Raw genomic sequence first — 20,986 nt, 5'->3', positions numbered from 1 at the left:
TTTTTATATATCCTTTACGTATTACTGCAGTTTCCCATACGAAAGTCATTCAAGAGGTAAGCCATTAGATCCAAGGAGGGAAAAGATGGAGAAGAATACCGTAATAAGGAATGAAATAAAAGATGATTTTAACCTGCCAAAGTGGTTTTCTGATATATGGCAGAATAATAATAATATCCAATCAGAAGAATTGAAAATAATACAAACACTTAAAGCGACACTAGAGGAAACTTCCCTTATTGTACTAACAAACAATGAAGGGCGGATTGCTTATGTAAGTGAATCATTCTGTTCTATGATGAAATATGAAAAAGAGGAATTATTAGGAGTTTATTATTCTTCACTATACGAGGAGCCAACTATACATAATAAAGGACTGCTTGAACAAGCTGTATTTTCTGGAGAGTTAACCTCCAAAGATGTGGTCTTTCGCACCAAGAGTGGCAACCCACTTATATTTAGGGCAAGGGTGCAGCCAATGATAAAAAATAATGATACTGGTAAGTTAGAGGTTGTATTAATACTACACCAGGATATAACGAGATTAAAGCAAGCGGAAAGAGTGATTAAAGAAATATCTGCAATTGACTATTTAACAGGTTTGCCAAATCGGGACAAGTTTGAACGTGATATAACTTTCAGAATCGATGAGCAGGGAGACTTTATTTTATTTTTCATAGATTTGGATAGATTCAAGTTTTATAACGATACGTTAGGGCACTTTACTGGTGATAAGTTAATCCAGGTTATTGCTCAATCCCTAATTAATTTAAATTATCATTTTCAAGTGTACCGTTATGGTGGTGATGAGTTTACTATTATCTTAGATTCTCCAGATACTAAACAGAATGCAGAAATGATAGCAGAAGAGATATTAGAACTTTTTCACTCCCCATTTATAGTAAAAGGGAATGAATTATATATAACTGCTAGCATTGGGATTTCCTATTACCCTGAATATGGAACAACGTATCATGAGATTGTTCAGCAGTCAGAAATGGCAATGCACTACGCAAAAGAAAAAGGTAAAAATAATGTGCAGTGGTATCATTCTTCCATTCGTACAAAACACGATCAAAAGCTATTATTGGAAAAGAGATTGAGGATTGCTACTGAACGTAAAGATTTCCAACTGCATTACCAGCCCCAAATTGACTTAGGTAAGAAGGAAGTAGTTGGTGTGGAAGCACTAATACGCTGGAACGATAAACAGTTGGGGGTTATTTCTCCAGGAACATTTATTCCATTAGCAGAGGAGACAGGACTTATAGTTGCAATTGGAGATTGGGTGTTAGAGGAAGCGATGATACAGGCAAAGAGGTGGAGTGATGAAGGAAACCCACTTCGCATTAGTATTAATATTTCACCAATACAATTTCAAAGGCCTGATTTTGTAAAAAAAGTAGAGTCTAATATTTTTAAAACGGAGCTAACACCTGAATTACTGGATCTAGAAATTACGGAGAATGATCTAATGTATAACAGGGATGAGTGTTTAAGGACGCTCCACCTATTAAAGGATCTAGGTATAAGAATTTCCATTGATGATTTTGGAACAGGATATTCGTCCTTAAGCTATTTACGAAAGTTCCCGATAGACACACTTAAAATTGATCAATCGTTTATTAAAGAACTAGTAGATAATACAAATGACCAAGCTATTGTCACCTCCATTATCCAGCTTGCTCATAATATGAATTTAAGAGTAATTGCAGAAGGTGTAGAAACAGTAGATATGGTATCATTCTTAAAAGATCGAAAATGTGATGAAATGCAAGGCTTCTTATATAGTAAACCATTACCACCTAAACAACTTTCAGAATTTATTAAATCAACAAACCCACAAAATGTATTGTGTGTATAGCTTTAGTACTGAAAAAAATACCTGTTTAGCAGGTGTTTTTTTTGAATCGAGCCTGAAAATTAGTGTATAGTTAAATCGTTACAGTGATAAAACGTAGTAATACTACATTGGAGGAATAGCATGGAGAAGCAAAAGAAAATAGAGTACGCCATGTTTATCTCTTGGGGAATAGCAGTCATTGCCACATTAGGTTCATTATATTTTTCTGAAATAAGACACTATATTCCCTGTAGCTTGTGTTGGATACAGCGAATATTCATGTATCCTATGGCAATAACTTTAGCAATAGCTACTGTAAAAAAAGATGCTAAGCAAGCATATTATACACTTCCAATAAGTGTAATTGGGTTAGGTTTTTCAACCTATCATTACATGTTAGAAAAAATACCAGCATTAAGTCAACGTGCTGAAGCATGTGGAATTATACCTTGTAATTATGCTTATATAAACTGGTTTGGCTTTATTACGATTCCATTTCTTGCAGGACTAGCATTCTTACTAATAAGCCTATTGATGATTTGGGTTATTAAACTATCGAAGGAGTGAATGACATGAAGAAAATTATCATATTTAGCATTATTATACTTTCTATCTTTGGGGCATTAATATTTATTACTAATTATCAAACAACACAACAGGTTGAAGGGAATCCTTTCGGCAAGGACAGGCTTCACCCAGAAACAGTTAAGCAGTTGAATGATCCTTATTATCAAAATATAATTTTACCTCATGAATTGGCAGAGATAATAGATGCTGAAGAGGATGTAACAGTATACTTTTACAGTCCAACTTGTGAGTATTGTGGTGTTGCAACACCAAGAATTGTGGACGCAGCAGAAGCCGCAGGGGTAGAGGTGAAACTCTTTAATCTTGAAGAATTTCGTGAAGGTTGGGACCAATATGAGGTGGAATATACACCAACACTCATCCACTATGAAGCAGGCCAAGAAAGGGAGCCAAGAATGGTTGGCGCATATGAACAAGAAGTATACGAACAGTTTTATCAAGAAATTGTCTTAAATTAATAGAGTGGAGGCTGGATTCATATAGTTATGTTCCAGCCTTTAATATAATAAGTGCTCACCTATTACAAATTGTTTAGTTGTTAACTAAATAGGTCTCAGTCTAGTTGTCGCGACCGATATGCAAGGCATCACCGCTCTTATTTATATATTGTTCGATTGGTGGTACGACTTGATGTTCTGGGGCTTCACTTAACAGTGGAAGGTGAATGATAAATTCTGTTCCTTCTCCTTTTTTGCTCTGGACAGAGACAGTACCACCCCATGAATGAATGATGTTATAGGATATCATTAATCCTAACCCAGTACCTTTTTCTTTTGTTGTAAAATAAGCGTTTCCTAATTGTTTTAATTGTTCCTTTGACATGCCTTGCCCCGTATCTTTAATACTTATGTCTACATGATCATCTCTGAGCTCAGCCGTTAATGTAAGAACTCCGCCACTTTCCATTGCTTCGATTCCATTTTTTGTTATATTCAAGACGACTTGCGTTAGCTCTTTTTCGTTACCTAATATTGATAAGTTTTGAGGGACAGCAATTTCTACTGATACATTATTCATTAATGCGTAAGCCTGAATGGTATGTCGTACTTTATCCATTACTTTAAAAACGCTGACTGGTGAATGTGTTTTATCATCTGGTTTTGCTAAGGAAAGGTAGTCGCTTATAATGGATTGGGCTCTGTCTAATTCTGATATAGTTAATAGCAAATATTTTTTTTCATCTGAAGTTAGATTGGATCTTGAATGTATTAACTGAATGAATCCCCTCGCTACAGTCATGGGGTTACGTACTTCGTGGGCGACAGAAGCGGCTAACTCACTTACGACACGAAGTTGCTCACTTTTTTCTAAATCCTTTTGAAGCTTTGCATTCATCTTAATTTTTTCTATAATAGTTAGTGTGATAAGTATGGTAGGTATATGAGTTGCTGAGAAAAACAGTATGGTGTAAAAACCTTCGACTTTAGGCATTGTTAGCAAGCTAGTCGGCATGAGGAAAATAAGCAATGGAATTGCAAAAAATACAATTGTAATGTATAAAAATCTTTTAGTATGAGACCAAAGGGAATAATATTTGTGATAAATTATTCCTGATAATAATATTAAAATTCCAGAAATAAGGGAAAATAGATAATAGGCAATATAATCAAAGCCGTGTGTGAGTATGTGGAATAATACTTGAACCCCAAGTATTCCTGTTCCAATGATTGGTCCACCCATCATAGTTCCAATAAACAGTGGTACAAATCGCAAATCAAAGGGTACTCCATTGTATGATTCAACGGATAGAATAATGGTTAAAATACTTACACAGACACAAGATATGAATAAAGTGATTGAATTTGCGTTTGAAAAACGATTGAAAGTATGGTTCTTCCAAAAAGTTGCATAAATAAATGTAGGGGTTAAAATAATAAAAACATTTAATAAATAATGAAAGTAGAGTTCCACTTTGTATCACTCCTATTATCCCACTGTGATTTTATTTTACGAATAAAGACTACTAAAAACAATGAAATGTGTAAAAAAATTTAAAAATTAAATATTTATTAAGGGGGTGAAATTGATGAAAAAATTATTAAATTACATAGGCATCGGGCTATTTGTCGGATGGAGCATTGCGATCCTCGTAAATTTCTCCATATATCAACATACGACAACACAAGCCACATTATTACATCCAATTTTCGACGCGATTTTATTTATGGGAATTATGGTGGGCATCTATTTTTTATCCATGAGAATGTACCAAAAGAAAGAAGCAGCAGTTTCTATATTACTTACTGTATTAGGAGCAGCTTCCTTGGTCTTTGCCCTAATCCTTTATGTATAAACAATACTCCTTTGTATAACGCAGGCTGACTCTATTTTTAGAGGCAGTCTTTTTGCATTTATACTACATAAAAGAGGTGTTATAGTGATAGTAGGATAGCATAAGTGGAAAGGATGAAAAAGAAATGCTCAAGCTACTCAAGAATGGAGAGGTGTTTGCCCCAGAATATATGGGGAAAAAAGATATATTAATAGCTGATGGTCGAATTGCTGCCGTGGAGGAACACATTTCTCTAGAAGCAAATCCTTATATTGAAGTAAGCGATATGAGTGGCTATATTATAACACCAGGATTAATTGATGGACACGTCCATATTACTGGTGGTGGTGGGGAAGGCAGTTTTAAAACGCGAACTCCTGAATTAATGCTCTCTGATTGTATTATGGGGGGAATTACCACTGTTGTTGGAGTAATTGGAACCGATGGTACTACAAGAACGATGGCGAATTTATTAGCAAAAGCAAAAGGATTAACGGAAGAAGGAATTACTTGTTATTGTAAAAGTGGTAACTACCATGTCCCGGTGAAAACATTAACTGGATCAGTAGAAACTGATATTATTTTTATCCAAGAAATAATCGGTTCAGGAGAGATTGCCATAGCTGATCATCGTTCTTCTCAACCTCAAGAACATGAATTAGCGCGTTTAGCTAGTGAAGCAAGGATTGGTGGAATTCTGTCCGGTAAAGGGGGAGTTGTGACTATTCATGTTGGTAATAGTCCAACAAAACTAGACTTGCTAGAAAAAGTAGTTAAGAGTACGGATATTCCAATTTCACAATTCTTACCGACACACATAAATCGTACACATGAATTATTAGAGGCAGGAATTAACTATGCACTGGGTGGAGGCTATGTGGATTTAACAACTAGTAGCTCTTCGGGGCAAGTTAATGACCTATGTGCAAGCAAAAGCTTGAAGAAAATGTTGGAATCAGGTGTTCCAATAGGCAAGATTATGTTTACTTCTGACGGTCAAGGGAGTTTACCGCGTTTTGACAATAAAGGGAATTTTAACGGCCTAGAAATTGGTAAAGTTATTAGTCTTTATGATGAAGTAAGGAATGCTTACTTAGTTGAAGGAGTACCTTTAGAGGAAGCTTTACGTGTTGCAACTGCGAATCCTGCAGACATATTAAAGCTACCATCGAAAGGACGGATACAGCCAGAAAAAGATGCTGATCTAATGATTATTGATGAATCTGCTGTAATTAACGGTGTAATGTCCAAGGGGAAATGGCTAATGAAGAATAAGGAACACCTAGTTAAGGGGACTTTTGAATAAAACAACCATATTATATAATAATAGAGGCTGAGTGATGCTAGAAACAACGCATTCTCTCAGCCTCTATTCATAATTACTTTTTCAGAATAAAATATGCGAAATCAAAATAACCTAAATAATCTTCCGTGAATTTCACGTGCTTCTCCATTAATTCTACATACTCCTGATCTAAACCATCATCAATAATGAGATCAGGGAAACTTGATGTCTCAAATGATCCAATATTAGCATCTTCACTATGGATGATATCCTCGAGTTTAAATTTGTGGTTTGAAAAATATTGATTCCATTCTTTTTCCGTCAACATGTGATTGAAGCCGTAAAAGGACTTATATTGCTTTAATGCTTCGTTTGAAAGACCGCCTAAATAGATTGGTTCCAGAGCAAACAATTTACCTGAAGAATCTAGCCATTCAAATAAAAGAGGCAGAGATTGGTTTAAGTTTGTAAATGCAAGTACAGACTCAGAGAATATTGCTTGGAATTGCTTTGGCTTGAGATTTGCATAATGCAAATCTTCACACAACCACTGTATATTTTCAATGGACTCAAAACGGGACTTCGCTTTTTTTATCATTTTCTTGTGAGAATCCAATGCAATTACGTCTGTTTTGTATTTAGAAAGTAATGCTGCCGTATCTCCTAAACCGGATCCTATCTCAAGTACTTTCATACCCTCTTTTAATGGGTATGAAGATAACAACTTCTCCGTCATTTGTTTACCACCTGGACGGGCTTCTGTAACTCCATATGCTGCTAACATATCCATATAGTCACTCATTATGCAACCTCCCCACTACAAATTATGCAAAAAATCATTATAGGGAACGGGACAAATATACAATCGAAATCAATGGAGATTCAATAAAATATTGGTGAGATGAAAAGGAGGTGGCATACGATGGATGCTGCTTATTACTATGATATATGTTGTAAGCATAAAGGAAAAGTTGTTCGAATATATGACAAATCTGGCAGAGAATACGTAGGTAGAATAGCGAACGTGGACCGTACTTACGTATGGCTAGAGCCTGTAAATCCTTCAGCAAGAGGCTTCGGTTATGGTTGGGGTTGGGGTGGAGGATTTTGGTTTCCAGTTGCACTGGCAGCAATTGGTGGTTTTGCTTTAGGTACTGCATTCTTCTGGTAAATTAGAAGGGCTTTGCTTGCGTTTTACCAATTCCATCTTCTATGGAATTGGTTTTTTACTGGGTACAGATAATTCGACAATAAATAACCCTTTTCAAAGCTTGGAAAAAAGTGATAAAATAAACTCAATTTGATACTTATTATTCATTTCTTTATAGTTTAAAGATAAAATCAGACGAGCAAGACTTTATAAAGGGGCTTATACTATGAAAAGGGTGTTATTAATTACAGTAACTGCCATCATATTTTTGTTACTAACTGGCTGTATTAATGGAGATGAAGGTCAATTGGAGCCCATCGAAGATACGGGTGATATTGAAACGTTAATTTCTACGAATCAGCAACTTGTCCAGCAAATAGAGTCATATAAGGATGAGAATACTTCATTACAAGAACAAGTTAAGGAACTTGAAGAGGAGAATAGGTCATTAAAGGATAATATTTTAACCTATCGTCAAGAACTGATTGAAAAGGATAACTTAAGAGAGGAAGAATTAGTTACCCGAGATTACCTAGACGAGCTAGCTAAGGAAATTTTTCAGGCTATGAATGATCGTGATCACTATTTTCTGGAAGGTATAGTAGCAGAGAACATTCAAGTCAATGCAAATGCGGAAACATTAGATATGCACGATGAAAATGGCCGTCTGTATTATACATTCCACTATATTTCTCTAGATTCAGTAAATTATATAAGGCAGACATCATTTAATTATGACTTTGATGAAGAAGTTTTTGAATCAGAGTATTCACTAACAACTGGAGATTCTAAGGACTATACGTTTGATGGAGGGATAAAATTAACTTTCATTTACGAAGATGAATGGAGACTATCAAGTATTGTCCGGTAAAAGAGATACACCTTAGAGATGGCTTCTATAGAGGTCATCTTTTTTACTATTAATAAAGTTTTAATTAAAAAATGTTTTGACTTTTTTATGACACTATTCTCATGTGTATTCCTTCACAATGTATAATAGTATAAAATATAAGTGGGAGTAGAAGTAAGAACTTAAGGTGGGATGCCACATGGAGGAAAAAAGAGAATTAATTGTTACTACAGAAGATCGAATTTTAAAGGCTGCAATTGATCTGATGGAAAAAAAAGGTTTTAAGGCTGTTACAACAAAAGAGATAGCTGCAGAAGCAGGGTATAGTGAGATGACACTGTTTCGTCATTTTGGTACAAAGAAGAAGATATTAGAAAGTGCTGTAGAGCGTTTTTATCATCTAGTTGATGTTACAAATATTTTATTGAAAAATGTTTCATATGATTTAGAAGCTGATTTAAAGCTAGTTAGTCAAACGTATCATTGGTACATGAATCAAAACGAAAAAATAATCATGTTAGCTTTTCAGGAAAGAAATACCATTCCTTCACTTATTGAATCTCTAACAAGCAATCCTAGGGACTTTAAGGCATTTTTGATAGGTTACTTTGAAAAGATGCAACAGTTAGGTAAAGTCGGGGAGATTGATGCAGAAGTACAAGCGATGAACTTCCTTTGGTTGAATTTAGGTTATTTTTTCTCGAGATTTATAGCTGGGGAAAAAGTGGCACAAGTACCTGAAGAAGTTTTCATTAATAATAGTGTAAAAACATTTGTCATAGGTTTAGGGGTGGAAGATACAGTTATCAGATCTTGATGACCTTTTAATAATCCTATAAGGAGAGGCGGGACATCATCACACAATGTCCTAGCCTCTTTTTCATTAGGCTCTGTTAAATTTAGATGTTGATTTATTGTTACAGGTATTCGCTTTCCGCGGGCGGCTGGTAAGCCTCCTCCAAATTCCTCCTAAGTACATGCCCACGTCCTGTGGGCAACGGCGTAATGTCGGCGTCCTGCCTCCTGCATCTTCGGGATCTTACCCCTGCCTTTAATCCCGCAGGAACGAGCATAAACATCACGAGTATGCTGCGAGTTGTCTCGACGGATACGCTACGAAGCATTTGCTCGTAGAGGAAGAGACAAGTGTACCTTCCACAAAAAATTAAAAGTGATAAATATCAACATTATCCTTTATCAGAGCTTTTCATTAAAAGATAATGAGTAGCTGTACGAATAAGTAAATCATGTATGGGACCCCTAAAATGAGGAAAATTGGAAAGAACTTATTTAGCAGCATTTCTAACGCGTCTACAATCCATTCTACTTGTTGGTCAGGATCTTCTACAACCTTTTTCGGTTCACTTAGCTTTTCTATTTGAATAGCATTTAATCTCATATTATTTACCCCCTAATTCTAGTAGCTTTCTAGCAAATTTGTTAATTTACTATATGAAACTAGAAGGAAGAACATGACAAAAAAGATGCCTAATAATAGACATCTTCTAAATAAATTTAAAAGAAGAGACAGGTGTACGTTCCGCAGAAAAATTAGCAGTGTTAAATATCGACAGTAATCTTTACAAAGCAATGTTTCTTAAATTGTACATTCATCGAAAGGGCAGTGGGCGCAGCGTAAATGCTCCTTTAAAAAGGCCATGTCGTGAATAGTAATATATTTTGTATTAACTGAGATAATGTTTTGTTTTATTAATCGCTTCAAAATTCTATTAATACTTTCTCGCGTCGCCCCAACAAAATTAGCCAGCTCCTGGTTCGTTATTTTTCTGTTAATCAAGACACCAGAAGAAACCTCTTTCCCATATTCATTACTTAACCGAATAAGTATGGAAAGAACGGCTCCTTGTTTACCACAAAAGATTAGGTCCCTTAAATGTGCTAATAATGTGTGATTTTCATTGGAGAGCATCTTAAAAAAACGGACTGCAAGGTCTGTATCTTGGGCAATAATTGTTTCTATCTCAAGCCTATCAAATCTAATTATTTCTGAATCTTGTATAACAACAGCGTCAAAACGATGAGGAAGGCCATTAAATAAATTTGTTTCTCCTATGAAGTCATTATCTTTCTTCGTTTGTAAATAAAATACTTTGCCGTCTTCAGCCATTTTTGTAATACGAATTTTTCCTTCTTTTATATAATAGATATGTTCTGACGGGTCACCTTCATAAAATAACGTACTATTTTTTTTCATGGAGATTACCGATCCAGCTTCCAATAATTCGTCCCACGTTTTTGGCGGTATATCACTAAAAAGTGTATTCCTATGTTGAATAGTTGTATTCATCTATTTTCCCCCTCTACTAAGCAGTGGGTGTTTTTGCATTTCCCCTGTAAGATTATTTATATATATAATAAGAGTAGCATGCTTCTAATCAGAAAAGATGACAAAAAGACGAACAATTTGCAAACTTTTTAGCTGAAGCATAAAATTTAAGAATAGATTGATGAGCATTTAGTTTGAAGAGTATCCATCAATATTCAAATTAGTTTAAGTAGAACATCAATAACATCAATGCTGAATAGGATTCAATACTAGGTGATTATGGAAAGAAGGGAATATAATATGAAGAGGATTTTGATTAGTGGATTTGAACCTTTTGGAGATTTAAAGACAAACCCCACGATGGAATTGATAGAAAGATTGAACTCAAAGAGTATTCCAAACTTAGAGATTAATACAATAATACTACCTGTTGTGTATAATCAGTGTGCAGCGGAGTTAATCGAGTATATCAATGAAATAAAACCAGATCTTGTATTATCACTTGGTGTTGCAGTAGGTAGATCAGCAATTACTCCTGAAAGAATTGCTATCAATATACAGGATACAGTTGGGGAAGGGAAGTCGGGGGATAATCATGGCGACATGCCAACAGATCGTCCAGTTGAGCGAAGTGGACCTGATGGACTATTTTCCACTCTTCCAATTAGGGAGATGGTACAATTGCTATCTAATAATGGCATTCCAGCTCAAATTTCCAATACTGCAGGTACATATATTTGTAACAATACTATGTACAGTGTTTTACTTCACTTAAAAAATAATTTTCCAGAAATGAAAGCTGGCTTTGTTCATGTTCCAGCTACACCTGAAATGGTACTAAAAAAGCCAAGCATACCTAGTATGGATATCACAGTCCAAGAAAGGGCAATGGAATTAATATTAGAGTATTTGTCTCAATCAGAAAACTGAGTTGTTGGCTCTATTGCAATTAGGAAAAGTGAGCAAACTGTCTTTAATAACAACTTATAATGGCGGTTTGCTCTACCTTTACCCCAATCGAGCTCATTGCTCATTATGTTTATCTTTCAATTTTTCCACTTTCTAACATTTATTTTTTCTCCTTCTCAAAATAAACATAATTTGATAACAAACTTTCTAATTCTTCTTTTTCTTCATTGGCAATGGTTGTATTAATTTTCGTCCCCTTATCAAGCTCCATAATTAATTTTGTACGGTGAGCTCTTTGTTTTCCCCATTTAATACTTCTAATTTTTCCCCATTGTGTATGATAACCAGCAAAAATCAGTGCATTTCCCCGTACTTCAAACACGCGGTCTAATGTAATAAGAACGAAAAGGCCGAGGGGGAGGATGATTAGAAAGAGAATCGTTGCAGTTTGAAAACTCCTAAATAGTTCAATAATGATAAATAGGTTTAGAATGAGGACGATGTAGGAAGACCATATGGAAAATTTATACGTCTTCGAGCTTGTACCTAACTTTCGCTTATCCTTAAGTTCATAAATGACATAATCTTGCATTGTTTCTCTACGTTTATGAGCAAACAGGTGATAGATGGCTATAACTCCTAAAATGGTACTTGTAAATAAATAAAGCCAGTGCATAGCGAATTCCTCCGTTTAAGTCGATAAAATCATACTATATTGTACCATAGGAAGTTGAAAATAAAAAAATTGTAAAATAATAAGCTAACGTAAAATTACACATGATGTAATTGAATTCGCTCCAGGCTACTCGCTTTCCGCGGGCGGCTGGTGAGCCTCCTCGGCGCTTTGCACCTGCGGGGTCTCACCCCTGCCTTTGATCCCGCAGGAGTCTCGTGCCCTCTGCTCATTCAATTACTAAATTAGTAATATTTTCATTCTCATGGTGCAAATTTTAATTGTGGAAGTCTATTGTAAATTACACAAGATGTAATTGAACTCGCTCCAGGCTAGTAGAAAAAAATTACTATACAAAGAATTATTGGAATAAGTATAATGGGAGATATGAAGGAAGGGGAGATTTATTTGAGAGAGCTAGAAACAGAGATACTGCGCTTCTTTACTAACCTACAAAATCCGTTCTTGAATGAAGTTGCGAGAGTACTTACTTTTTTAGGGGATGAGACTTTTTATTTTATTATTATTCCATTTGTTTACTGGTGTTTTTCAAAATCGTTTGGAATTCGTCTCCTGTATGTATTTTTATTTTCAGTTTATACTAATGCATTTTTAAAATCTATTTTTCCAATTACAAGACCTATTTATGTTGAAGGAGTTAATTCCCTTTATGTCTACTCTGCGGAAGTAGGGACACATTTTCCCCATGATAGCTTTCCAAGTGGACATGCTCAAGGCTCTGCAACCCTTTGGGGATTCATGGCCTACTGGATCAATAGACCAGCAGTATGGGTGAGTGCAGGTTTACTTATATTTTTGATTGCAGTGGCTCGTCTTTTTACAGGTGTCCATTGGCCATTAGATATCTTAGCCGGTGTCGCTATTGCTGCAATTATTATTACTATTTACCATATTATTGTGGAAAAAATCGTTTCGTTACCTTTGAAGTGGAAGTTAGTACTTGCCATCGTGGTTCCATTAATAATGATGGTCGTTTTCCGGGATTCTGAAGGATTTAGTTATGGTGGGTTTCTATTAGGAGCAGGTATCGGTTTTTTCCTAGAACAAAAGTATATTAAGATGGAAATTCCAAAGTCGTGGCTTAAGAGAATAAGTGCCTATGTAATAGGGATAATTGTGATTTTTGTATTACAGACAGGTCTCAAAGTACTGTTCCCTGAAATGGCACTGTTTGATGGTTTACGCTATGCACTGATTGGATTATGGGGAATATTTGGTGCGCCTTACTTATTCGTGAAAACAGGCCTTTATAGGAAAAAATATTAATTATACTATACAGAAATAATAGGTGGTAAAAAAGAGAGTAAGTAGTTCTGTTTGTGAGGAAAATAAAACACAAATTGCTGTAAGTACTAGTCCAAATAGATAACTAATTGGACTAGTATTTTTTTAGTTAAATCAGGGTTTTTGCTTCAATTTGTCCATAATTGGACCGATGAGCGAATAGGTATGAGATTATGATTTTTCTAATTTTCATACCAGATCAGTCGTCGATCAGGTATGAGATTATGATTTTTCCAATTTTCGTACCAGATCAGGCATCGATCAGGTATGAGATTTGTGATTTCCTCTTTTTCATACCTGATCATGCCTCTATCATGTAAAAGGCCTCGTTTTTTTGACAATATAGATATGATTATTAGTTTTCTTGACGGGTACGCTACATAGCTTTATTAGTAGAGGAAGAGACAGCTTTTGCGGCCGATAACCAAATCCCTTTCGCTTTTCTTAAAGCGTCGGTGTAATGTACGCCATATTCCCTGTAACTAATAGAATGCCTAAAACAACTAATAAGAGCCCACTAATAACAGAAAGAACTTTAACATGACGCTGAAGGAATCTTAAAAACTTTAAGCTAATGGAGCTAAGTAAACCTATTAAAATAAAGGGAATCCCTAATCCTAGCCCATATATAAGTAATAATCCCCCGCCTTGCCAAATAGTCTCTGAATCTGTTGCCAAGATAAGAATGGAACTAAGCATTGGTCCAATACAAGGGGTCCACCCGAAACCAAAAGCCATCCCCATCAAGGTAACACTAAATAGACCACCTTTTTGTTGGAAAAATCGCTGAAATCTTACTTCCCGTTGAAATAATTGAATGTTTAGTAGACCCAATAATTGAAGACCAAAAATGATGACGATAAATCCTAGGAATTGAGATAGGAATGTGGAAAAGGCAGGAGTGAAAATGGCACCCACTGCTGTTGCCCCCATTCCTATCAGCATTAATGGAATAATTAAGCCAACTACAAAGGCGATAGACCTTGGCATAACCTTAAATCTTTCCACTTTAGAATTAGTTAGATCATTGACAGATAGGCCTGTAATTACTGCCATATAGCTTGGAATTAACGGAAGTATACATGCTGATGTGAAGGATAGAAATCCTGCTGCAAATGCAAACCATATATCCATTAAGATGCTTCCTCCGATTGAAATTTATTGTAAGCATCTTCGTATCTTTTTCCTAGTTCTTCGCTAGTCCCAATGATATATGGGTGATTACCTAATACATTGCCGGATTCATCAAAGAATACATAAGTTGGTGAAACGGATACATCATAATGATTTGCTAAGTCACGATTTAAGTCCACACCCCAAAGATGCTCTGCCTCATACTCATTTTCAAATTTATCGAGAATTTCCCGTTCTCTACCATAAAAAACGACAGTAATCACTTCAATTTCATCTTGTTCTCGAATAAACTCCTGAATGAAAGGCATAGAAAAACTACAGCAGTCACATGGAACTGCTACAAATTGTAGAATCGTTTTTTTCACCCCAATAAAATGGTTTAACTGGATTGAATCTTCTCCATTAATCCGTTCTAGGGTTGATATGTCCCCAGGTTCTTTGTCAGTGAAGAACGAATATGCGGTGTATCCCATCCCCAATAAGATGAACACCATTAATAAAACTCCTATCTTATTCAATTGATCTCCCCCCAAGAGAATTAGTGTACATGCTTTTTATAAAACAATTCTTTATAATATAGTTTAATGATATCGAAGGATGGGGGAGTTCAATGTGAAAAAAATAGTCTATTTTATGACAATTTGGACAGTGCTTATAGTAACAATGGTAGGCTGTCAAAATGATAGGGGGGAAGACCTACAGATTGAGTTTATGAACGAAGGGAATACATATCGTACTGGTGAATTCATTACATTTAACCTAGGTTTGTCAGATCAAGAGGGGGCACCTGTTACAGCAGATCAAGTATATTTTTATATGAATATGGAACGAATGAATCATCCAATGGAAGGGACGATGATAGAAGTGAGTCCGGGAAACTATGAAATCGAACTTCCATTAGCAATGGAGGGGGAATGGCTTGTGGAGATTACTACTACAAAGGAAAATAAAGTTATTGAAGAGCGCTTTTATGTTCATGGAGAAGGGGACATGGCCATGGAATATATGACAGGGTACAACGCCGATGAAAATAGTTAATTGAAAGGAGAATGTACATGAATCATCTTATCATCTATATGCATCCAACACTAAATAGCTTTAATGGTGCCATATTAAATGCTTATTCTAAAACATTAAAGACTCTCGGACATGAGGTCAATATCAGGAATTTATATGAACAGGATTTTCAACCTTTATTACAAATAGAAGAGTATAAGGAAAGCCTTAAAGGTAAATATTCCATTGATATAAAAAAAGAGCACCAGTTTTTACAAGAGGCAGATTATATTACTTTACTATTTCCATATTGGTGGGGTGGGTTTCCTGCTATAGGTAAAGGTTACATCGACAGAGTATTTTCCTATGGCGTTGCTTATGAATTGGAAGGGGAGGACCCAATTCCATTATTGAGCGGGAAAAAAGTAGCTATGATTTATACAACTGGAACACCTAAGGAACAGCTCATTTCTGAAAAAATTGAAGCTAACTTCTTAGATCTAATAGATAAAACGATGTTTCAATTCTGTGGCTTAGAAAATAAAGGTAGCCTTCATTTTGGAGACGTCATTCAATGTAGTGACGATGAGCGGCAGAAAATGCTAGAGCAAGTGGAGTATTTCGCTAAAAGTAATTGTTAGCATATGTTGGGAGGAAGTTTACGAGGAGACGCTCTCTTCCTCGACAAGTGTATGCTCTGACTTCTCACGTTCGGAATGCTGTGTCTTATGATACGGCTTTCTTTTTTATTAAAGAGTCTCTCTGAAAGAGTCTCCCATTCATATTAATAAACAGTACTCCAGATAGAATAAAGAGAATTCCAAGCATTTGTAATGGAGATAAAACATCGTGAAATACGAAAACACCAATAAGCGCGGCCACAACAGGCTCAATCGTTGAAGCGATGGAAGCCTTACTCGTTTCCACTTTATTTAATCCACTTGTATACAATAAGTAAGCAATAACTGTTGGAATAATACCTAATCCTAAACTGATCATGACAGCCTCTAGGTTCCATGGACCAGTCCCTTGCATTACTAAACCGCTAGTTGGCACTAAAGCTAATGTAGCAACTAGAAAAGTATATAATGTAGTTGTTAATGAGGAATAGGAAGATAATGCTGCTTTTCCAAAAATACTGTATAGTGCGTAACCAAAACCAGAACCTAATCCCACTAGTACACCATATAGAGACAGGGTCGATGTATTTAATGGGAACAATTGAATAACTAATATACAACCAATAAAGGTTGTGCAAAGGGCAATCAATTTTTGGGGAGTGAATAGTTCTTTAAAAAAGATACGTGACATAATTGCAACAAACATTGGACCAGTATATAAAAGGACAGCGGCAATGGAAAGGTTCATTTCCTGGATCGCTGTAAAGTAGGCCCAATTAAAGAAAACAATGCTACATATTCCTGTACCTAAAAAGAAAGGAATATGTTTTATTTTAATATGTAAGGAGCTTCGTTTTTTTAAAAGGATATAAAAGAATAAGGCAAGAAAGGCGACTGTAACTCGTATAGTGACAACTTCAATTGGAGAAAAACCTAAGTCGTAAAGACCTTGAACAAATAGTCCAATTGTTCCCCATAAAGCTGCGCCTAAAATGATCATGAAAAAAGCAATCTTGTACAAGTTAACTTCCCCTTTCCTGCCACAAATGGCTTATACTTTTAAAGTGTAAACTCCCTTTTCTTCCAGCTTTGGATTATAGTTTACTATAAATAGATAGCTCCCCATAGTAAGTTGCTTTGATTGAAGGAATTTGTCTGCGTCGAAAGGTAATTCTTCCATTATGAGATGTTTGGATAACACCTTTTCATTCATATCACGGTGCAATTCTGGGAGCTTTTCTATCGTATGTTGACGTAATTGGTTTAATTCATCTTTACCACCACTTGAGTCCCACCATTTCTTTCTTGGCTTTTGGTTATAATGCAAGAGATAGTCGACCTTCATTAAGCCAATAATAACGTCCATACCAGTAATTCCTTCATATTCTAGAAATTCCTTTAGACGTAGAAAAAGGTCCTCGAATTGGTGGCCAATTTTTCCCCAACCCTGTTTATCCCAATAATCCCCAAATCGTTGGAAAAAGTCAAAGGGTGATCCAAATGAATGTTCAATTAGATATTCTACAGTATGATCAAGACGATGATCATTCCAATATTTCTCTAAAATATCTTCCGCACGTTTTATCCTTGTAAGTTCTCCAAAGGTCAAGACGTTGTTCGATAGGATTTCATAAGGTGCATGCTCCATGAATTCATAGTTATATTTATCAGCCATTGCACGCATACCAGTACCTCTTAACATCTTGAGAAAACCTAGTTGAAGTTCTTCTGGACGTAATTCAAAGACATCATTAAACGTCTTAGCGAAAGAATCATAGTTTTCCTCTGGAAGACCAGCAATTAAATCTAAATGTTGATCAATTTTACCACCTTCTTTTACCATCGTGACCGTTCTTGCTAGTTTCTTGAAATTTTGACGCCTCTTTACGAGCTCGTTGGTCAAGTCATTCGTTGATTGAACGCCAATCTCAAACCGAAAAACCCCCTTTGGTGCATTCGTGTTGAGGAAATCTAATACTTCAGGACGCATGATGTCCGCGGTTATTTCAAACTGAAACTGACAGCCCCCATGATTATCAATTAAGAATTGAAATATTTCGATTGCATAATCTCTCTTAATATTAAATGTACGATCAATAAACTTAATCATTTTTGCCCCATTTTCAATTAAATATAGTAGGTCAGATTTTACCTTTTCAATACTAAAATAGCGCACTCCAACCTCTATGGACGAGAGACAAAACTGACACTGAAATGGACAACCACGGCTTGTCTCAAAATAGATGATTCTTTTGCCCAAATCCTGAAGGTCTTCTTCAAATCTGTATGGGGTTGGTATGGACAGGATATCTAAGTTTGGTCTTGAAGGTGTCATTTTTATATCGTCACCCTTCCTAAACCCGAGCCCAGCAATCCCATCATACTTTTGATCAGTTTTTATTTGTGTGAGGAGTTGTTTAAACGTTTCCTCTCCTTCTCCCCTAACAATAAAGTCTACCTCTGGTACTCTACGAAGCCATTCTTCTGTGTCATAGGATACTTCAGGTCCACCTAATACAATCTTCGTTTCTGGCAAAACCTTTTTTAGCATTTTAACAATTTGAATTGTTTTCTCCACATTCCATATGTAACAGCTAAATCCTATCACATCAGGATTTCTGCTGTATAAATCTGAAACCACATTAAGGTCTGGATCCTTAATCGTAAATTCCATCATATCAACATCAAACTCGGGAGCGGAATAACTTTTTAACAACCTAAGGGCCAAGCAAGTGTGTATATATTTTGCGTTAAGTGTAGTAACAATTATATTCATGATACAATCCTCCAATTAAAAAAACTGCCAATGAATATCATATCATATTAAAGATATAGAAAGCATCATGTGTCCTACAGGTGCCATTACAGATTTTCCAATTCATCTGTAAATAAGGACATTCTTACTAAATGGTCATATGAATGGGGGGCATTTTTTATAGCTTTATAGATGGTTCCTTCTTCTATGAATCCCAACTTGTTATAGAGGTTAATCGCTCTTTTATTGGATTGAAGCACCTCAAGCTCTATTTTTTCATACCGTTCGTGGTGCTGCGCCCATTGTATTGCAGCTTTCATCAGTGCAAGCCCAACTCCTTTTGAACGGTAATTTTTATGGACAATTAAGCCTAAATTAGCCCGATGGCAAGTTTTCAAAAAGGTTTCTGGTTCAATTGTCAATATCCCTATTACAAAGTGATTTTTTAATGCAACGATGGCTAGTGTATCTGGGTGCTGAATAAACCAATCATTTTTTACTGCCTGATCCTCTTCAGTCATTGTAAAATCAGCAAGTGTCATAATTAGCCCATTCTCTTCAGCAATAACATCTCTTGTTAATTGGTGCATTTGTTTTCCATCGTAACCCTCCGCAGTCCTAATCATCATTTTAGCGTCTTTCATTCCTGCTTCGACAGGAGAGATAAATCCCATAGCACGAACTCCTTTAGAACAATTTTTGTTGCATTATATGAAAATATATTCCTGGAAGTGTGCTGTTAATACTAGATCGTTAAGTAAGGGCTAGTACCTGACACGGCGAATGGTATAGGACATTGTCACAATATTTAATTAGTCTCATAAAATGAAAATTGAATCAATATTGATATTAAGAAGTACCGATAGAAAGGGGAAAAATAATGAGTTGTAACTGTAACCAACCGAAGAAACATAACCCTTATGCTGGTGCAATGCCAGAGGGCTATGGAAACACAATGACTCCACATCATGCCCATGCACATCATGCACCATATATGCCACATGGAGGACATGTACACCCAGCACATGCTGGTCATGGATATCATCCTCAACCAGGCGGTTTTCAGGGACATCATCAACCAATGCCACAACAAGGTCACGGGTTGCCAGGACAATACCCAGGTGTTGCACCGCATGGATATCAGCCAGGTATGCCCCATCATGCACAACCAGGGCAGATGCCTATGGGGCACCATGACCAACCAATGATGCCGCCTCAAGCTCCTTTACCGTATGAGCAACCTCAGGGTCACATGGGGGATCAGTCCATGCACATGTATCCGGGAAATTTTGAGCAACCGACACAACCAGGGCAACCAACTTATCCAATGGAACAAACACCCCCTATGCAGCAGCAAGGGCAACCATTCCAAGGAGGCATGCCACAACATTACGGATATATGCCAGATGACGATTTAGACTAAAAGAAAGTAGTAGGGACATATGTGTTTTTACACTAATGTCCCTGCCGTTTTATTGGGATAGAGAAATTAAATCGCCATTCAGGGTCCTGCAATGTCATGCGTTTTATAATTAATTCACTTGGAAGACCGATCGAATTAGCAAATTCCAGTTCAATAAAAGTGGAACCATTATATTTGTTTCGATTCCTTGTGAATAAAGGGAAAATCTCATGCCCATTCACATTCAAGGTATATGCGTAATGAAGGCTTTTATCGGAAGCTTCAGGATGAGAGTCTCTCGCTTTGAACCTTAAAAAATTACCCTCTACTTCAAATTCTGTTAGTGTTATTTCTCCTGTTTTTAAGTAATGATGATAATCGTTTTTAATTAGGAAAGGGTAGCCATTTTCAAACAAAATAGGTTTTATAAACATTGGAATTTGCAATGTAGATTCTTGCTTTTGGACAGGTGTTGGTTCTATTTTGAGACTAATAACTTGAGCATTGGTATCAAACGCTACTTCATTTTCTTTGTTACCATAAGTAAATCCATGTGAAGTAACTTTGTATGGAAGGTCATTTTGGTCAAATACATATTCTGGCCATTCAATATAGTAGTCACTCTTTTTCACAGGCGAGTGGTCCAAATGAGCTAATTCAAAGAACAATTCCGCATTGTTTTCATTAAATTTAGTAGATAAAAACTGAATGGATAGTGGAGCTATTTCAGCATTAGTTACAATAGGGGGAGTAGGTTCTTCGGAAGAAAAACGTAAATTACTCTCGCAGCTAATCAGAAGTAATATTACTAGACCTATTATGAAAAATCTCATACGTATTCCCCCCTTTGAAAAAATAGATTCAAGTTCATTTTACAAGAATTATTTATAGAAGCAAAACTAACGGATAAGTGGGGA

At 36.0% G+C, this 20,986-nt stretch carries 25 protein-coding genes; 14 read left to right on the top strand and 11 right to left on the bottom strand.

Going from position 1 to position 20,986, the window contains the following annotated elements:
- The first annotated feature begins 85 nt into the window (after window positions 1-85).
- The 3 genes from BW724_RS15265 to BW724_RS15255 all read left to right on the top strand — a co-directional run bounded on the left by BW724_RS15265 (window position 86) and on the right by BW724_RS15255 (window position 2,889).
- Window positions 86-1,864, top strand: coding sequence for a sensor domain-containing protein (locus BW724_RS15265; protein ID WP_088076048.1), 1,779 nt, complete (start codon window positions 86-88; stop codon window positions 1,862-1,864).
- A gap of 120 nt (window positions 1,865-1,984) precedes the next feature.
- A complete protein-coding gene (locus tag BW724_RS15260) occupies window positions 1,985-2,410 on the top strand; it encodes a disulfide oxidoreductase (RefSeq protein WP_088076047.1) in 426 nt (141 codons plus the stop codon).
- A gap of 5 nt (window positions 2,411-2,415) precedes the next feature.
- On the top strand, window positions 2,416-2,889 hold the full coding sequence (locus BW724_RS15255; protein WP_088076046.1) for a thioredoxin family protein: 474 nt from the start codon (window positions 2,416-2,418) through the stop codon (window positions 2,887-2,889).
- A 100-nt stretch (window positions 2,890-2,989) separates the two neighbouring features.
- Here BW724_RS15255 and BW724_RS15250 read toward each other — a convergent pair whose 3' ends face one another.
- The gene (locus BW724_RS15250; protein ID WP_088076045.1) at window positions 2,990-4,342 is read right to left on the bottom strand and encodes a sensor histidine kinase; all 1,353 of its coding nucleotides are present in this window, start codon (window positions 4,340-4,342) and stop codon (window positions 2,990-2,992) included.
- 115 nt (window positions 4,343-4,457) lie between these two features.
- Between BW724_RS15250 and BW724_RS15245 the strand changes: the two genes are divergently transcribed.
- Window positions 4,458-4,724 carry a hypothetical protein gene (locus BW724_RS15245; protein WP_088076044.1) on the top strand — a complete coding sequence of 89 codons (267 nt, stop codon included), beginning with the start codon at window positions 4,458-4,460 and terminating at the stop codon, window positions 4,722-4,724.
- Between the two features lie 124 nt (window positions 4,725-4,848).
- Window positions 4,849-6,009: a beta-aspartyl-peptidase gene (gene iadA / locus BW724_RS15240; protein ID WP_088076043.1), complete on the top strand. Its 1,161-nt coding sequence runs from the start codon at window positions 4,849-4,851 to the stop codon at window positions 6,007-6,009.
- 73 nt (window positions 6,010-6,082) lie between these two features.
- Here the strand turns inward: iadA and BW724_RS15235 are convergent, their stop codons facing one another.
- Window positions 6,083-6,790 (bottom strand): class I SAM-dependent methyltransferase, encoded by a 708-nt coding sequence (locus BW724_RS15235; RefSeq protein WP_088076042.1) that lies wholly within the window; start codon window positions 6,788-6,790, stop codon window positions 6,083-6,085.
- Between the two features lie 120 nt (window positions 6,791-6,910).
- Between BW724_RS15235 and BW724_RS15230 the strand changes: the two genes are divergently transcribed.
- The 3 genes from BW724_RS15230 (at window position 6,911) to BW724_RS15220 (ending at window position 8,805) form a co-directional block, all read left to right on the top strand.
- Entirely contained in the window at window positions 6,911-7,159 is a 249-nt protein-coding gene (locus tag BW724_RS15230; protein ID WP_088076041.1) for a hypothetical protein, read from the top strand.
- Between the two features lie 205 nt (window positions 7,160-7,364).
- Complete coding sequence (locus BW724_RS15225) at window positions 7,365-8,009, top strand: MreC domain-containing protein (RefSeq protein WP_088076040.1); 645 nt, start codon at window positions 7,365-7,367, stop codon at window positions 8,007-8,009.
- 178 nt (window positions 8,010-8,187) lie between these two features.
- Window positions 8,188-8,805, top strand: a complete 618-nt coding sequence (locus tag BW724_RS15220) for a TetR/AcrR family transcriptional regulator (RefSeq protein WP_088076039.1) — start codon at window positions 8,188-8,190, stop codon at window positions 8,803-8,805.
- Between the two features lie 393 nt (window positions 8,806-9,198).
- Here BW724_RS15220 and BW724_RS15215 read toward each other — a convergent pair whose 3' ends face one another.
- Window positions 9,199-9,387: a hypothetical protein gene (locus BW724_RS15215; RefSeq protein ID WP_088076038.1), complete on the bottom strand. Its 189-nt coding sequence runs from the start codon at window positions 9,385-9,387 to the stop codon at window positions 9,199-9,201.
- Window positions 9,388-9,585: 198 nt separating this feature from the next.
- The gene (locus tag BW724_RS15210) at window positions 9,586-10,296 is read right to left on the bottom strand and encodes a Crp/Fnr family transcriptional regulator (protein ID WP_088076037.1); all 711 of its coding nucleotides are present in this window, start codon (window positions 10,294-10,296) and stop codon (window positions 9,586-9,588) included.
- A 279-nt stretch (window positions 10,297-10,575) separates the two neighbouring features.
- Here BW724_RS15210 and BW724_RS15205 point away from each other — a divergent pair, with 279 nt between their 5' ends.
- Window positions 10,576-11,205 carry a pyroglutamyl-peptidase I gene (locus BW724_RS15205; protein ID WP_088077954.1) on the top strand — a complete coding sequence of 210 codons (630 nt, stop codon included), beginning with the start codon at window positions 10,576-10,578 and terminating at the stop codon, window positions 11,203-11,205.
- A 139-nt stretch (window positions 11,206-11,344) separates the two neighbouring features.
- Here the strand turns inward: BW724_RS15205 and BW724_RS15200 are convergent, their stop codons facing one another.
- A complete protein-coding gene (locus BW724_RS15200; RefSeq protein WP_088076036.1) occupies window positions 11,345-11,860 on the bottom strand; it encodes a hypothetical protein in 516 nt (171 codons plus the stop codon).
- Between the two features lie 375 nt (window positions 11,861-12,235).
- On the opposite strand from BW724_RS15200, the gene BW724_RS15195 reads away from it, so the two are divergent.
- Both BW724_RS15195 and BW724_RS23680 read left to right on the top strand, forming a co-directional pair.
- Window positions 12,236-13,144 (top strand): phosphatase PAP2 family protein, encoded by a 909-nt coding sequence (locus BW724_RS15195; protein WP_235848987.1) that lies wholly within the window; start codon window positions 12,236-12,238, stop codon window positions 13,142-13,144.
- A 191-nt stretch (window positions 13,145-13,335) separates the two neighbouring features.
- A complete protein-coding gene (locus BW724_RS23680) occupies window positions 13,336-13,482 on the top strand; it encodes a hypothetical protein (RefSeq protein ID WP_176371425.1) in 147 nt (48 codons plus the stop codon).
- 124 nt (window positions 13,483-13,606) lie between these two features.
- Here BW724_RS23680 and BW724_RS15190 read toward each other — a convergent pair whose 3' ends face one another.
- Both BW724_RS15190 and BW724_RS15185 read right to left on the bottom strand, forming a co-directional pair.
- Window positions 13,607-14,296 (bottom strand): cytochrome c biogenesis CcdA family protein, encoded by a 690-nt coding sequence (locus BW724_RS15190; protein WP_088076035.1) that lies wholly within the window; start codon window positions 14,294-14,296, stop codon window positions 13,607-13,609.
- On the bottom strand, window positions 14,296-14,814 hold the full coding sequence (locus BW724_RS15185; RefSeq protein WP_140354979.1) for a TlpA family protein disulfide reductase: 519 nt from the start codon (window positions 14,812-14,814) through the stop codon (window positions 14,296-14,298). The genes BW724_RS15190 and BW724_RS15185 overlap by 1 nt, the downstream gene beginning before the upstream one ends.
- 94 nt (window positions 14,815-14,908) lie before the next feature.
- Between BW724_RS15185 and BW724_RS15180 the strand changes: the two genes are divergently transcribed.
- Both BW724_RS15180 and BW724_RS15175 read left to right on the top strand, forming a co-directional pair.
- Window positions 14,909-15,334, top strand: coding sequence for a FixH family protein (locus BW724_RS15180; RefSeq protein ID WP_176371424.1), 426 nt, complete (start codon window positions 14,909-14,911; stop codon window positions 15,332-15,334).
- Window positions 15,335-15,351: 17 nt separating this feature from the next.
- Complete coding sequence (locus BW724_RS15175; protein WP_176371423.1) at window positions 15,352-15,933, top strand: NAD(P)H-dependent oxidoreductase; 582 nt, start codon at window positions 15,352-15,354, stop codon at window positions 15,931-15,933.
- 85 nt (window positions 15,934-16,018) lie between these two features.
- Here the strand turns inward: BW724_RS15175 and BW724_RS15170 are convergent, their stop codons facing one another.
- The 3 genes from BW724_RS15170 to BW724_RS15160 all read right to left on the bottom strand — a co-directional run bounded on the left by BW724_RS15170 (window position 16,019) and on the right by BW724_RS15160 (window position 19,341).
- Window positions 16,019-16,933 (bottom strand): DMT family transporter, encoded by a 915-nt coding sequence (locus BW724_RS15170; RefSeq protein ID WP_088076031.1) that lies wholly within the window; start codon window positions 16,931-16,933, stop codon window positions 16,019-16,021.
- Between the two features lie 30 nt (window positions 16,934-16,963).
- Window positions 16,964-18,688 (bottom strand): B12-binding domain-containing radical SAM protein, encoded by a 1,725-nt coding sequence (locus BW724_RS15165; protein WP_088076030.1) that lies wholly within the window; start codon window positions 18,686-18,688, stop codon window positions 16,964-16,966.
- Window positions 18,689-18,774: 86 nt separating this feature from the next.
- Window positions 18,775-19,341, bottom strand: a complete 567-nt coding sequence (locus BW724_RS15160) for a GNAT family N-acetyltransferase (protein WP_088076029.1) — start codon at window positions 19,339-19,341, stop codon at window positions 18,775-18,777.
- A 206-nt stretch (window positions 19,342-19,547) separates the two neighbouring features.
- Here BW724_RS15160 and BW724_RS15155 point away from each other — a divergent pair, with 206 nt between their 5' ends.
- Entirely contained in the window at window positions 19,548-20,090 is a 543-nt protein-coding gene (locus BW724_RS15155) for a hypothetical protein (protein ID WP_088076028.1), read from the top strand.
- A 32-nt stretch (window positions 20,091-20,122) separates the two neighbouring features.
- On the opposite strand, the gene BW724_RS15150 is transcribed toward BW724_RS15155, so the two are convergent.
- Window positions 20,123-20,902 (bottom strand): hypothetical protein, encoded by a 780-nt coding sequence (locus BW724_RS15150; protein WP_088076027.1) that lies wholly within the window; start codon window positions 20,900-20,902, stop codon window positions 20,123-20,125.
- Window positions 20,903-20,986 lie beyond the last annotated feature (84 nt).

The organism is Litchfieldia alkalitelluris, from assembly GCF_002153425.1.
Taxonomy (GTDB): Bacteria; Bacillota; Bacilli; order Bacillales; family Salisediminibacteriaceae; genus Evansella; species Evansella alkalicola.
The sequence above is the reverse complement of the archived record's forward strand: the minus strand, read 5'-3'. Positions and strand labels throughout refer to the sequence as shown.

Coding starts and splice junctions, on each gene's coding strand:
- BW724_RS15265 (WP_088076048.1), top strand. CDS start 86: ATGGAGAAGAATACCGTAATAAGGAATGAAATAAAAGATGATTTTAAC.
- BW724_RS15260 (WP_088076047.1), top strand. CDS start 1,985: ATGGAGAAGCAAAAGAAAATAGAGTACGCCATGTTTATCTCTTGGGGA.
- BW724_RS15255 (WP_088076046.1), top strand. CDS start 2,416: ATGAAGAAAATTATCATATTTAGCATTATTATACTTTCTATCTTTGGG.
- BW724_RS15245 (WP_088076044.1), top strand. CDS start 4,458: ATGAAAAAATTATTAAATTACATAGGCATCGGGCTATTTGTCGGATGG.
- iadA (WP_088076043.1), top strand. CDS start 4,849: ATGCTCAAGCTACTCAAGAATGGAGAGGTGTTTGCCCCAGAATATATG.
- BW724_RS15235 (WP_088076042.1), bottom strand. CDS start 6,790: ATGAGTGACTATATGGATATGTTAGCAGCATATGGAGTTACAGAAGCC.
- BW724_RS15230 (WP_088076041.1), top strand. CDS start 6,911: ATGGATGCTGCTTATTACTATGATATATGTTGTAAGCATAAAGGAAAA.
- BW724_RS15225 (WP_088076040.1), top strand. CDS start 7,365: ATGAAAAGGGTGTTATTAATTACAGTAACTGCCATCATATTTTTGTTA.
- BW724_RS15220 (WP_088076039.1), top strand. CDS start 8,188: ATGGAGGAAAAAAGAGAATTAATTGTTACTACAGAAGATCGAATTTTA.
- BW724_RS15215 (WP_088076038.1), bottom strand. CDS start 9,387: ATGAGATTAAATGCTATTCAAATAGAAAAGCTAAGTGAACCGAAAAAG.
- BW724_RS15210 (WP_088076037.1), bottom strand. CDS start 10,296: ATGAATACAACTATTCAACATAGGAATACACTTTTTAGTGATATACCG.
- BW724_RS15205 (WP_088077954.1), top strand. CDS start 10,576: ATGAAGAGGATTTTGATTAGTGGATTTGAACCTTTTGGAGATTTAAAG.
- BW724_RS15200 (WP_088076036.1), bottom strand. CDS start 11,860: ATGCACTGGCTTTATTTATTTACAAGTACCATTTTAGGAGTTATAGCC.
- BW724_RS15195 (WP_235848987.1), top strand. CDS start 12,236: ATGGGAGATATGAAGGAAGGGGAGATTTATTTGAGAGAGCTAGAAACA.
- BW724_RS23680 (WP_176371425.1), top strand. CDS start 13,336: ATGATTTTTCTAATTTTCATACCAGATCAGTCGTCGATCAGGTATGAG.
- BW724_RS15190 (WP_088076035.1), bottom strand. CDS start 14,296: ATGGATATATGGTTTGCATTTGCAGCAGGATTTCTATCCTTCACATCA.
- BW724_RS15175 (WP_176371423.1), top strand. CDS start 15,352: ATGAATCATCTTATCATCTATATGCATCCAACACTAAATAGCTTTAAT.
- BW724_RS15165 (WP_088076030.1), bottom strand. CDS start 18,688: ATGAATATAATTGTTACTACACTTAACGCAAAATATATACACACTTGC.
- BW724_RS15160 (WP_088076029.1), bottom strand. CDS start 19,341: ATGGGATTTATCTCTCCTGTCGAAGCAGGAATGAAAGACGCTAAAATG.
- BW724_RS15155 (WP_088076028.1), top strand. CDS start 19,548: ATGAGTTGTAACTGTAACCAACCGAAGAAACATAACCCTTATGCTGGT.
- BW724_RS15150 (WP_088076027.1), bottom strand. CDS start 20,902: ATGAGATTTTTCATAATAGGTCTAGTAATATTACTTCTGATTAGCTGC.